Source organism: Alphaproteobacteria bacterium, from assembly GCA_019635875.1.
GTDB lineage: Bacteria > Pseudomonadota > Alphaproteobacteria > Reyranellales > Reyranellaceae > JAFAZJ01.
The window spans coordinates 165,707-178,320 of the sequence record JAHBYP010000005.1; the positions used below are offsets into that span (position 1 = coordinate 165,707).

At 69.0% G+C, this 12,614-nt stretch carries 12 protein-coding genes; 6 read left to right on the forward strand and 6 right to left on the reverse strand.

What is annotated here, in order from left to right; translation table 11 throughout:
* Positions 1–58: 58 nt before the first annotated feature.
* The 3 genes from KF889_18840 to KF889_18850 are packed head-to-tail and all read left to right on the forward strand — an operon-like array spanning position 59 to position 3,077.
* Positions 59–949, forward strand: a complete 891-nt coding sequence (locus KF889_18840; protein MBX3501503.1) for an NAD(P)-dependent oxidoreductase — start codon at positions 59–61, stop codon at positions 947–949.
* A gap of 4 nt (positions 950–953) precedes the next feature.
* A complete protein-coding gene (locus KF889_18845) occupies positions 954–2,042 on the forward strand; it encodes an aromatic ring-hydroxylating dioxygenase subunit alpha (protein ID MBX3501504.1) in 1,089 nt (362 codons plus the stop codon).
* 3 nt (positions 2,043–2,045) lie between these two features.
* Entirely contained in the window at positions 2,046–3,077 is a 1,032-nt protein-coding gene (locus tag KF889_18850) for a Gfo/Idh/MocA family oxidoreductase (GenBank protein MBX3501505.1), read from the forward strand.
* Between the two features lie 26 nt (positions 3,078–3,103).
* On the opposite strand, the gene ppc is transcribed toward KF889_18850, so the two are convergent.
* Positions 3,104–5,860 (reverse strand): phosphoenolpyruvate carboxylase, encoded by a 2,757-nt coding sequence (gene ppc, locus KF889_18855; protein MBX3501506.1) that lies wholly within the window; start codon positions 5,858–5,860, stop codon positions 3,104–3,106.
* Positions 5,861–5,957: 97 nt separating this feature from the next.
* On the opposite strand from ppc, the gene KF889_18860 reads away from it, so the two are divergent.
* Entirely contained in the window at positions 5,958–6,479 is a 522-nt protein-coding gene (locus KF889_18860) for a hypothetical protein (protein ID MBX3501507.1), read from the forward strand.
* 142 nt (positions 6,480–6,621) lie between these two features.
* Positions 6,622–7,575, forward strand: a complete 954-nt coding sequence (locus KF889_18865; GenBank protein MBX3501508.1) for an LLM class F420-dependent oxidoreductase — start codon at positions 6,622–6,624, stop codon at positions 7,573–7,575.
* Here KF889_18865 and KF889_18870 read toward each other — a convergent pair.
* A complete protein-coding gene (locus KF889_18870; protein ID MBX3501509.1) occupies positions 7,559–8,350 on the reverse strand; it encodes a hypothetical protein in 792 nt (263 codons plus the stop codon). The genes KF889_18865 and KF889_18870 overlap by 17 nt on opposite strands.
* A gap of 73 nt (positions 8,351–8,423) precedes the next feature.
* On the opposite strand from KF889_18870, the gene KF889_18875 reads away from it, so the two are divergent.
* Positions 8,424–9,191 (forward strand): SDR family oxidoreductase, encoded by a 768-nt coding sequence (locus KF889_18875; protein MBX3501510.1) that lies wholly within the window; start codon positions 8,424–8,426, stop codon positions 9,189–9,191.
* Positions 9,192–9,256: 65 nt separating this feature from the next.
* Here the strand turns inward: KF889_18875 and KF889_18880 are convergent, their stop codons facing one another.
* The 4 genes from KF889_18880 to KF889_18895 form a co-directional block, all read right to left on the reverse strand.
* Entirely contained in the window at positions 9,257–10,063 is an 807-nt protein-coding gene (locus KF889_18880; protein MBX3501511.1) for an ABC transporter ATP-binding protein, read from the reverse strand.
* Entirely contained in the window at positions 9,981–10,709 is a 729-nt protein-coding gene (locus KF889_18885) for an ABC transporter ATP-binding protein (GenBank protein MBX3501512.1), read from the reverse strand. The genes KF889_18880 and KF889_18885 overlap by 83 nt, the downstream gene beginning before the upstream one ends.
* Positions 10,706–11,656: a branched-chain amino acid ABC transporter permease gene (locus KF889_18890; GenBank protein MBX3501513.1), complete on the reverse strand. Its 951-nt coding sequence runs from the start codon at positions 11,654–11,656 to the stop codon at positions 10,706–10,708. Before KF889_18890 ends, KF889_18885 begins: the two co-directional genes overlap by 4 nt.
* Before the next feature lie 64 nt (positions 11,657–11,720).
* The gene (locus tag KF889_18895; GenBank protein MBX3501514.1) at positions 11,721–12,593 is read right to left on the reverse strand and encodes a branched-chain amino acid ABC transporter permease; all 873 of its coding nucleotides are present in this window, start codon (positions 12,591–12,593) and stop codon (positions 11,721–11,723) included.
* Between the last annotated feature and the right edge of the window lie 21 nt (positions 12,594–12,614).

Sequence of the window (12,614 nt, forward strand, 5' to 3'; positions counted from 1 at the left end):
ATCGTTCCACCGCCAGGTCCTTCGCTGCGCTCAGGACGACACCAACCAGGAGACCACCATGGCCGGCAAGGTCGGATTCATCGGGTTGGGCGCGATGGGCGGGCCGATGGCGCTGAACCTCGCGAAGGCCGGCTTCGCGCTGGTGGTGAACGACATCGACGCGACCAAGACCGAACCGCTGAAAGCGAAGGGCGCCGAGGTTGCCGATACGGCGGAGCAGGTCGCCGCCGCGGTCGAGCGCACCATCGTCATCGTCGAGACCACCGAGCAGGCCGAGCAGGTGATCATCGGCGCGCACGGCATCATCCGCGGCGCCAAACCCGGGCACATCGTGCTCTGCATGTCGACCATCGATCCCTTCGCGGCACGCGGCTTCGCCGATCGCCTCGCCGCGCTCGACATCGGCATGCTCGACGCGCCGGTCAGCGGCGGCACCGGCCGCGCGCAGTCGGGTGAGCTGTCGGTGATCGTCGGCGGCGCAGCGGAGGTCTTCGCCAAGTGCCAGGACTTGTTCGATGCCATGGGCAACCGCGCCTTCCATGTCGGGCCGCTGGGCAGCGGGCTGGCGATGAAGCTGATCAACAACATGCTGGTGCAAGTCAACACGGTCGCCGTCGCCGAGGCGCTGGTGCTGGGCGTCAAGGCCGGGCTCGATCCGAAGACCATCTACGAGGTCGTGCGCGTCTCGACCGGCGCCAGTGCGGCGTGGGAGCTGCGCGTGCCGCGCATTCTCGCCGGCGACTACGCGCCGGGCGGCACGGTCGACATCTCCTACAAGGACCAGGAGCTGGAGACCGCCTTCGCCAAGCGCCTGGGCGTGCCGCTGCTGCTGGCCAATGTCACGCAGCAGGTCTATCAGATGGCGCGCGCCCAGGGCCTGAACAAGCAGGACGGCTCGGCCGTCGTGAAGATCTTCGAGCGGCTCGCCGGCGTGACGGTGAAAGACTGACGACATGCCGCACGACGAACCGGCCCGCTCGACCACGCTGTCGGGACGCTTCTATGTCGACCCGGACGTTCTCGCGCGCGAGCGGACGGCGCTCTTCTTCCGCGCATGGCACTATGCCGGGGGCTTGAGCGAGCTTGAGCGGACCGGCGACTACGTCACCGCCCGACTGCTCGATCAGAACGTCATCGTCATGCGCGGACGCGACGGCGTGCTGCGCGGCTTCCACAATGTTTGCCAGCACCGCGCGCACGAGCTGCTCGACGGACGCGGCAATACGCGCACCATCGTCTGTCCCTACCACGCCTGGTCCTACGCCGACGACGGCCGCCTGCTGAGTGCGCGCGGGCTGGAGCGTCAGCCCGACTTCGACGCAGCCCGCCTGTGCCTCAAGCCGGTGCGCGTCGACGTGCTGGCCGACGCCTTTGTCTTCTTCAACCTCGATCCCGACGCGACGTCGCTCACCGCGCTTGCCGGCGACCTCGACGCCGATTTGCGCGCCATGCTGCCGGCCCTGCCAAGCTACAGGGCCCGCCCCTTCGGCGAACCGAGGCGCATCGCCGCCAACTGGAAGGTCGTCGTCGACAATTTCCTCGAATGCTACCACTGCGCGCCGGCACATCCGGGCTTCTGCGACCTGGTCGACATGGCGAGCTATCGCATGACGGTGCAAGGGCTGTGGTCGTCGCAAAAGGGCGCACTGCGCAGCGGCAACAACGCCGCCTACCCGGTCGCCGACGACGCCGGTGAGAAGCGCGCGCTCTTCTGGTGGCTGTTTCCTTCGACGGTGATCAATGTGATGCCGGGCACGCCGGAGGTCGCTGTCGGCACCATCCTGCCCGACGGCACGGGCCACACCGTGCGCCGCTTCCAGCGTTTCGCGCCGTCGGGAGCCGGGTTGGATTCGGCGCGCGCGGCCTATGAGCGCGAGGTCTTCGGCCCCGAGGACGTGGCGATCTGCGAGAGCGTGCAACGCGGATTGAATTCGCTGGGCTACGATCGCGGCCGCATCGTCCACGACGCCGCCAACCCGCATCACGGCGAGGCTGCGGTGCACCACTTCCATCGCCTGGTGACGCGGGCGCTGGAGGGCTGAACCGTGCGCATCGGACTGGTCGGATATGGCGCCTGGGGCCGCGTGCACGGTCAGGTGATCGCCGCCATCCCCGAACTCACGCTCGCATCCGTGGTCTGCGGCGACGAGGAGTCGGCCCGCGCCGCCGCCGCGCTGCCTGGCGTGGACGTGCATCGCGACTACGAGGCGCTGCTGCGCGATCCACGCATCGACCTGATCGACATCGTCACGCCCAACCACCTGCACGCCGGCATGACGCTGGCGGCGCTCGAAGCCGGCAAGCACGTGCTGCTGGAGAAGCCGATGGCGACCACGCTGGCCGATGCGCGTCGCGTCGTCGACGCGGCCGAGCGCTCCGATCGCTATGTCGGCGTCGGCCTGCAGCTGCACACCTCGCGCCAATGGGGCCGCATCCGCGACCTCGTCGACGAGGGCGCCATCGGCCAGCCGCGCTATGCCAACAGCCTGCTGTTCCGTCGCCCCTTCCGCGGCGGCGCCGCGAACTGGCGCCTCACCGGCGCACAGGTCGGCTCATGGGTCCTCGAGGAGGCAGTGCACTACATCGACCTGCTGCTGCTGTACTTCCAGGGCAGCGGCCTGCCGGTCGAGCTGTCGGCCGACGGCCACCTCTCGCCGCTGGGCGAGGGCATGCACGATTCCTTCACCTGCACCATGCGCTTCGGCGATGGCGCTTATGCCTCGTTCTCGCAATGCCTCGGCGGCTTCGAGCATTCCCTGGTGACCGAGATCGCCGGCACCGACGGTGCGATTCGGACCTGGTGGGCCGGCGCCACCGACCGCACGCCGACCGCCGATTTCGAGCTCAAGCTGCGCCGCAAGGGCAGCGGCGACGCCGAGATCGTGCCGATCGAGAAATCCGGCGAGGTCTACGAGCTCGAAGAGCAGATGCGCCGCCTGATCGCGGATGTGCCGCGCCGCGCACCGCTGGTCTCCGCCCGCGCCGCCCTGCCCAGCCAGGTGATCTGCCTGGAGATCGAACGCGCCATCCGCGAGCGCCGGGCGATCCCTCTGGACTGGAACACTCCGTCGTCCTGAACGCAGCGAAGGACGACGGGCTTTGCTCACCCGCTATTTCGCAACCCCGCCGCGATGCCGTTGATGCTGAGGTGGATGCCCTGCACGGTGGCGGGATCGTTGTCGCCGGCGCGGTGGCGTTTGAGCAGTTCGATCTGCACGTGGTTCAGCGGATCGATATAGGGAAAGCGGTTGCGGATCGAGCGCGCCAGCAGGGGATTGCGCTCCAGCAGGGTTTTCTGGCCGGTGATGGTGCAGACCGCGTCGATCGCGGCCCGCCACTCGGCCCGCACGCGGCCGAAGATGGAGCCGCGCAGCGCCTCGTCGGCGACCAGCTCGGCGTAGCGCGAAGCGATGGCGATGTCGCTCTTGGCCAGCACCATGTCCATGTTCGACAGCACGGTGCGGAAGAACGGCCAATCCGCGTGCATCGCCTGCAGCCGCGCCATGCCGTCGGCATGCGCCGCGACAAAGGCCTGCACCGCCGCGCCGAAGCCGTACCAGCCCGGCAGCATCAGCCGGCACTGCGCCCAGCTGAAAACCCACGGAATCGCCCGCAGATCCTCGATGCGCTGCTTCTGCGAGCGCGATGCCGGACGGCTGCCGATGTTGAGATTGGCGATCTCGCCCAGCACGGTCGATTCGCGGAAATAGCGGTCGAAGCCCTCGGTCTCGTAGACCAGCGCGCGATAGGCGCCGAAGGCGTGCGCCGACAGCTCTTCCATGACGGCGATATGCTCGTCCGGCGGCGGCTGGTCGGCGTCGAGCAGACTGGCCTCGAGCGTTGCCGCCGCCAGCGTCTCGAGATTGCGCCGGCCGACCTCGGCGTTGGAGTACTTGCCGGCGATCACCTCGCCCTGCTCGGTGATGCGGATCGCACCCTGCACCGCGCCCGGCGGCTGGGCGAGGATCGCCTCGTAGCTCGGCCCTCCGCCGCGCCCGACCGAGCCGCCGCGGCCATGGAACAGGCGCAGCCCGACGCCGTGGCGCTTGAAGAGGTCGACCAGCACCAGCTCTGCCTTGTAGAGTTCCCAGGTCGAGGTGAGATAGCCGCCATCCTTGTTGCTGTCGGAGTAACCCAGCATCACTTCCTGGACGCCGCCGCGCGAGACCAGCAGGCGGCGATAGGCCGGCAGGCCGAGCAGCTCGTCCATGATCGGGCCGCAGCGCTGCAGATCGCCGATGGTCTCGAACAGCGGCACGATATCGACCTCGAGGCGGCCCTCGCGCGGCCGCAGCAGACCGACCTCCCGGAGCAGCACCGCGACCTCCAGGATGTCCGAAACGCTGTCGGCCTTGGAGATCACGTAGTGCGGCATGGCGGCGGCGCCGTAGCGCCGGTGCGCATCGGCGGCGACGCGCAGCATGTCGAGCTCGGTGGCCGTATCCTCGCCATAGGCCTGATAGGCCGATGCCAGTGGCCGCATGCTGGCGAGCTCGCCCACCAGCAGCGCCGCGCGCTCGGGCTCGGGGAGCGCCAGATAGTCGTCGCACGTGCCCGCCGCCTCGAGCAGCTCGGCCATGACACGCTCGTGCACGTCGGAATTCTGGCGGATGTCGAGCGCCGCGAGATGGAAGCCGAAGACGTCGACCGCACGGCGCAACGCGCGCAGCCGGCCGCGCGCCAGACCGAGCGAGCCGTGCCCGCTCAGCGACTGGTCGATGGCGTCGAGATCGGCCTTCAGCGCGGCGGCCGATTCGTAGGGCGGTGCCGGCGCGACCGGCGGTACCGGCGCCGCCATGCCGTCGAGCGCCTGCGCCGTCGCCGCCAGCCGGGCGTAGATGCCGACGATGGCGCGGCGGTAGGGCTCGTCCTGGCGCTCCGGCGCGCGATCAGGCGAGGCCTCGACCAACGCGCCGAGGGCATCGGAGATCGCGACGACGCGCCCGTCGAGCGACAGTTCACTACCCAGGCGATGCAGCTCGTCGAGATAGAACCGCAGCGCGCGCTGGCTTTGCATCGACAGCGCCTGGCGCGTGACCTCGGCGGTGACGTAGGGGTTGCCGTCGCGATCGCCGCCCATCCAGCTGCCCATGCGCAGGAAGGACGGCACCTCGATGTCCTGCCACTGGGGGACGGCGGCCAGTCGGTCCTCGAGGTCGGCGTAGAACGCCGGCAGCGCGTGGAGGAAGGTGTGGTCGTAATAGGCCAGCCCGTTGGCGACCTCGTCGATCACGCGCAGGCGCGAGCCGCGCAGGATGCTGGTCTGCCACAGGGTGAGCACGGCACGACGCAGCGCGCGGCGGTTGGCGGTCAGCTCATCGGGCGTGAACTGGATGCGGTCGCGCTCGTCGAGCAGGTGCGCGATCTCCATCTCGCGGTCGATCGAGCTCTTGCGGCGGATCTCGGTGGGATGCGCCGTCAGCACCGGACCGACGAGCGCCCTTTCGAAGAACGCCTGCAGCCGCTCGCGCGACACGCCGGCCTCGCGCGCCCGGCCGAGCGTATAGGCCATCGAGCCCGGCCGCGGCGGCGCCTTGGCCAGCGCATAGGTGCGCGTGCGCCTGATATGGTGCTGGTCCTCGGCGATGTTGGCGAGGTGCGAGAAATAGCCGAAGGCACGGATGATGCGGATCGCCTGCCCCGTCGGCAGGTTGCTCATGATCGCCTGCAGCTCGCGGCGGGCGGCCTCGTCGGCTTCGCGGTGGAACTGCACGCCGGTGCGCCGGATGCGCTCGACCAGCTCGAACACCTGATCACCCTCCTGGGCGCGCACCGTATCGCCCAGGATGCGGCCCAGCAGCCGGATGTCGTAGCGCAGCGGGAGGTCTTTCTCGGGTGTCACGGCCTGGTTCGGTTCCATCGGCACCGTCTCCGTTCCCTCGGGAGCATTCCCTGCAAGCTTCATGCTAGCGCGATCACAGGCGCTGAACTAACGTTCAATGGCAAGGAGGCGTTTCATGACCCATACGCTCGAGCAAATCGGCGCCGAGATTCGCGCCGCCCTGAAGGCCGATCCCGGCGCGGCAGGCAAGCAGGCGGTCTGCGCCATCGTGGCCAAGGTGCTGCGCGACGATGCGTTCATCGCCCGGCACCTGACGGCCGACCAGTGCAAGCCGCGCAAGGTGCTCTACGAGGACCCCGAGCTCGGCTTCTGCATTTGCGGGCACGTCTACGAGAAGCCGGCGCACGGCGCGCCACATGACCACGGCCCGAGCTGGGCGATCTATGGGCTGGCCGAGGGCGACACCGAGATGACCGACTGGCGCATCGTCAAGCAGGGCGACGAGACCTCGCCCTCGCTGGTCGAGCCGACGACGACCTACGTGATGAAGCCGGGCGACGCGCATTTCTACGACGTCGGCGTCGTGCACTCGCCCAAGCGCGACGGGCTCACCCGCCTGGTGCGCATCGAGGGCAGCAACCTCGACCACATCAAACGCTCCAACATCAAGGCGGCCACGCCAGCGCCGGCCAAGTAAAGCCTTCCCCCGCAGGGGGAAGGTGCCCGCAGGGCGGATGGGGGATGTCGAAGACGGACTCGGAGTGCCTTGAGGCATCCCCCATCTGTCAGCGCCTCGCGCTGCCACCTTTCCCCTCCGGGGAAGGTAAGGGGAAGGACGCATGCAGATCGGCTTCAACCTGCCGAATTCCGGTCCGCTGTCGGCGGTCGGCTCGATGCTCGACATCGCCGCCGCCGGCGAGGCGCTGGGCTTCGACTACCTGACGCTCACCGACCACGTCGTGCTGCCCGACACCAAGGTGCCCGGCTACCCCTACTCCGAGACCGGCGAGTTCTACGAAAGCGCGCCGATCGAGCGCCACGAGCAGCTGATCGCGATGGCCTACGTCGCGGCCAGGACGCAGCGCATCCGGCTGGTCGCCGCCGTCATGGTGGTGCCGCATCGTCCGGCGGTGCTGGCGGCCAAGATGCTGGCGACGCTCGACGTGCTGTCGGGCGGACGGCTGGTCGTCGGCATCGGCGCCGGCTGGCTCAAGTCCGAGTTCGACGCCGTCGTCACCACGCCCTTCGCGGAACGCGGTGCGGTGACCGACGAGTACATCGACGCCTTCCGCGTGCTGTGGCGCGAACCCTCGCCGCGCTTCGCCGGACGCTATGTCAATGTCGACGGCGTCGTGCTCGAGCCCAAGCCGTTGCAGCGCCCGCATCCGCCGATCTGGGTCGGCGGCGAGAGCGGGCCCTCGATGCGCCGCGCCGCGCGTGTCGGCGATGCGTGGTATCCGATCGGCTCGAACAACCAGCACCTGCTCGACACCTTGCCGCGCCTGCGCGCCGGCATCGCGCGCCTGCGCAAGCTCGCCGCCGAGCGCGGCCGCGATCCGCACTCCATCGGCGTCGCCTATCGCGTGAAGCGCTACGGCGCGGCGGTGCCGCCGCTGGCCAGCGACGGCGAGCGCCGACTGTTCTCGGGCAGCGACGCCGACGTCACCGCCGATCTGCGCGCGCTGCGCGACCTGGGCGTCACCGCCATCGACATCGATTTCGGCCGCCCGAGCGCCGCCGAGGTGATCGCCGAGATGCGCCGGTTCAAGGCCGAGATCATCGCGAAGATCTGAGCAGCGCTCCGTATCCTTCGATCGGATCCTTCACGCCGGCGTGCCGCAGGCAGCGCCACAGGCTGGCCTGGTTGGCGGTCACGACAGGTCGTCCCAGTTCCTTCTCCAGCGCCGCGATGATGCCCACGCAGCGAAAGCCGGTGCCGCCGATCAGCACGCCGTCGGCGGTGGGCGGGCACGCCGCCCTGATCTGCTCGTAGAGCGACTCGACGTCCTGCTCGAAGCCGAAGCCGCGCGGATAGAGTTCGACGGGCGGCACCTCGCGCCAGGTCGGGCCGGGATCCATGCGCAGATGGCCGGCCATCTCGACGCCGTGGTCGCGGAAGTAGCCCAGCGCCGCCTGCACCGTGCCGTCGGGGAACCACGGCGGCACGACGAGGAACGGCCGCTTCATGCCGCTGGCCGCGAGTGCTGCAAGGGTATCCTGGCCATTGGTCGTCACCAGCGCGCCGCCGCCCAGCGCCTGGCTCATCGCCGTCACGGCGGCATCGTCCCAGCCCTTGCCGCCGACGACGCTGCTGGAGGTGTGCGCCAGCACCACGGCCGACAGACGCATGCCGGCGAACTGCCGGCAACCCTTCGCGAGATCGTCGGCCAGCTCGACACCACTCCTGTCCGCGCGCCAGCGCGCCCAGGGCGTGTTGGCGGTGATGCGCGCGGCATGGATCGACACGCCAGGCGGTGCCATCGCCCACCACTCGGCTTCCGGCACCGCCTCGACGCCGACGATGAACAGGCCGATGCGCGCGCGCGTACCCCAGTTGTCGTTCTGCATCACAACCAACCCCTCAGGCGACACGGGTCGAGTATAAGGTGATCGCACGGACGCGACAGAGGACCTGATGATGATTCGACTCGACGGAAAGGCGGCACTGATCACCGGCGCGGGCCGCGGCCTGGGCGAAGGCGTGGCGCGCGCGATGGCCGCGCAGGGCGCTGCGGTGATGCTGATCGCGCGCGATGCGGCGGCGGTGCAGGCGGTGGCGCGCGAGATCACCGCATCGGGCGGCAAGGCCGAGGCGATGGCCTGCGACGTGTCGGACTACGCCGCCGTCGAGCGCGTCGTGGCGGCGACGCGGCAGAAGCTGGGCGGGCTCGACATCCTGGTCAACAACGCCGGCGTGATCGAGCCGATCGCCGAGCTGGCGACGTCGGACCCCGCCCTCTGGGCACAGAACATCCAGATCAACCTGGTCGGCGCCTACCACGTCGTGCGCGCGGTGATCGGCGGCATGCTGGAGGGCGGCGGCGGCACCATCGTCAACGTCTCCTCCGGCGCCGCCTACCGGCCGCTCGAGGGCTGGAGCGCCTATTGCTCGGGCAAGGCCGGGCTGGCGATGATGACGCGCGCCATCGCGCTGGAGAGCGAGGGCAAGGGCATCCGCGTCTTCGGCTTCTCGCCCGGCACGATCGACACCGCGATGCAGGTCAAGATCCGCGCCTCGGGCATCAACATGATCAGCCAGATCCCGCGCGCCAACCTCGCGCCGGTCGAGCACGCGGTGCGCGCGCTGATGTACCTGTGCGACCCCGCCGCCGACGACCTGATCGGCCAGGACGCCTCGACGCGCGACGAGGCGCTGCGCAGGCGGGTCGGCCTTCCGCTGTCATCCTGAGCGAAGCGAAGGATCCAGGGAAGATGACTGGATCCCTCGCTGCGTCCGGGATGACAGGGGAGGCTCTACGCACCGCCGAGATACAGCTGCTTGACGATCTCGTTCGACCGCAGCTCCTCGACGGTCTTGCCTTCGAAGGCGATCTCGCCGTGGACGATGACATAGCCGCGATCGGCGATGCGCACGGCCTGGTGGAAGTTCTGCTCGGCCATCAGCACGGTCAGCCCGAACTTCTTCTTCAGCTCCTCGATCTTGCTGATGGTCTGGCTCACCAGCAGCGGCGACAGGCCGACCGAGGGCTCGTCGATCAGCAGCAGGCGTGGCGAGGACATCAGGGCGCGGGCGATCGCCAGCATCTGCTGCTGGCCGCCCGACATGGTGCCGGCGAGCTGGCGGCGGCGCTCGGACAACACCGGGAAGGCGTCGTAGGCGAAGGCGATGTTCGAGGCGGTCTGGGCGCGCGCGCTGCGGCGATAGGCGCCCAGCATCAGGTTCTCCTCGACCGTCAGCTTGGGGAACAGGCGGCGGCCTTCCGGCACCAGCGCCACGCCCAGCCCGACTACCTGTTCTGGTGGCATGCGCGTGAGATCGTGCGTCGCGCCCTCGATCTCCAGCGTGATCGAGCCCGACACCGGCCGCACCAGCCCCATCAGGCATTTCATCAGCGTGCTCTTGCCGTTGCCGTTGGTGCCCAGCAGCACCACGGTCTCGCCGCCGCCGACCTCGATCGAGGCGCCGTTGAGCGCGCGCACTGCGCCGTAGCGCGCGTCGATGCCGGAGGCGACCAGCCTAAGCGCCAAGATAGGCCTCCTGCACGCCCTTGTCGGCCATGACCTCCTGCGGCGTGCCCTCGCAGATGATGCGGCCGGCATCGAGGCACATCACGCGCTCGGAAAAGCGCATCACCGCCTGCATGATGTGCTCGATCATGATCACCGTGATGCCTTCGGCGTTGAGCTTGCGCAGCACCTCGAGCACCTCCTCGACCTCGGCGCCGGCCAGTCCGGCCATCGCCTCGTCGGAGATCAGCAGCTTGGGCCGCGCCGCCATGGCACGCGCCAGCTCCAGCTTGCGAAGCTCGACCTGCGAGAGCTGGCTCGACAGCGCCTGCGCCTTGCCGGCCAGCCCGATCTTCTCGAGGATCACCATGACCTCGTCGTCGGCCTGGCGGCTCGACAGGCCGTGCCCGATCACCGCGAAGTCGATCGCCACCAGGAGGTTCTCGAGCACGGTCATCGACCTGAACGGCCGCGGCACCTGGAAGCTGCGCGCGATGCCGCGGCGCGTGCGCTGGTACGCCGGCAGCCAGCGCATCTCCTGGCCGAGGAAGCGGATCGAGCCGCTGTCGCTCGCCAGCACGCCCGAGATGCAGTTGATCAGCGTCGTCTTGCCCGAACCGTTGGGGCCGATCAGGCCGAAGCGCTCGCCCGGCCGGATGGCCAGCGAGATGTCCTGCAGCGCCGTGAATCCGCCGAAGCGCTTGGACACGTTGTCGACCTGCAGCAGCGCCTCGCTCATGGCCGGCCCCGCCGCCAGATCCGGCGCACCAGGCCGATGATGCCCTCGGGAGCCGCGACCACGAACAGCACAAGCATCACGCCCAGCACCAGCACGTTGATCTCCGAGGAGATGGTAACCGTGAGCAGCTGCTGCGTCGTCGCCAGCAGGATGGCGCCGACCACCGGGCCGATCCAGTGCGCGGTGCCGCCGATCAGCGACATCGCCAGCGCCGAGACCGAATAGTTGAGGTTGAACGCCGACGCCGGATCGGCGAACTGCAGGTACATCGCCGACGGTGCGCCGGCGGCGCACATCAGCGCGCCTGACAGCGCGCAGGCGCGCAGCTTCAGGTTCAGGGTCGGCACGCCCGAGCATTCGGCGGCGATCTCGTCGTCGCGCACCGCGCGCAGGCCGCGGCCCATGCCGGAGACCTGGATGTAGCGCGCCAGGCTCACCGCGATGACCACCAGGACGGCGGCCACGACGAACAGCATCTTGACGTAGGAGTCGAAGGGCGCCGTCGGCGGCGGGCGCAGCAGCTGCACGCCGGTGGCGCCGCCGACGAACTTCCAGTTGGTGATCAGCGTCTCGGCGATGATGATGATGGCGACGGTGGCGATCGAGAAGAAGATGCCGCGCAGGCGCAATGTCAGCAGGCCGACACCCAGCCCCAGCGCGGCGCCGACCAGCGCCGCGGCCCCGATCTGCAGATAGAGCGGCGCGTCGACGAACTTGACCAGCGCAACGGCGGTGTAGACGCCAATGCCGTAGAAGGCCGCCGTGCCGAAATTCACGTAGCCGGCGTAGCCGCCGAGGATGTTCCATGCCGTCGCCAGCACGACGAACTGCAGGATCACGAAGCCGGCGAAGAAGACGTACTCGTTGCCAATCGTGAACGCCGCGACGATGGCCAGCGCGAGGAAGACGCCGGCGCCGATGATGAATGGCAGGGCGCGGGAACTCATATCTTCCCCCCAAGGGCGCGCTTGCGCGACTGGAGGTAAGGGAAGGTATCGGCGATTGCCCCCTTCATCGCCCGAACAGCCCCTGCGGGCGCACGCCGAGGATCAGCAGCAGCAGCGTGAAGGAGATCGCCGGCGCCCAGGAGGCGCCGAACAGCGTCAGCACGATGGTCTCGGCGATGCCCAGGATCAGGCCGGCGACCAGCGTGCCGGACATGCTGCCCAGCCCGGCCATCACCACCACGCAGAAGGTGCGGCCGATATAGGCGCGATCGAGCGTCGGCTCGACTGGCTGGACGATGATCAGCAGGGCACCGGCGAGAGCGGCGACCGCGGTGGCGATGCCGAAGGCCCACTGCTTGATGCGCACGGGATTGGCGCCCATCAGCCGCAGCGCTTCCTCGTCCTGGGCCACGGCGCGAATGGCGCGGCCGAGAAAGGTCCTGGCGAAGTACACCGCCAGCGCCAGCGACAACAGCAGCGCGATGGCGAAGGCTGCGAGCATGCGCATGGGGATGCGGATATCGAGGATCTCGACGCTCTTGCCGATGTAGAAGGCCTGCACCGTGCGCTGATCGACGCCGAAGGCGATGATGATGCAGACCTCGATGATGAAGACGACGCCGAAGAAGAAGGCCAGGCCGCGCACCCCCGCCTGGCTGCCGCGCCTCTCGAAGGTCTCGTGATAGAAGCGGTAGAGCGCGACGCCGATCACGAAGAACAGCGGCATCAGGATCAGGCCGGCGACGATCGGGTCGATACCGAAGTCGCCCAGCAGCCAGGCACCGTACGACGCCAGCACCAGCAGCGCTGGATGCGCGACGTTGGGCACGTCGAGCAGGCCGAACGAGATTGACAGCCCGATGCTGACGGCGGCGTAGAAGCAGCCCACCATCGCGCCCAGCACGATGGCGTCGAGCAGCAATTCCCAGGAGAACATCGGCTAGGCCACGGCTGTCAT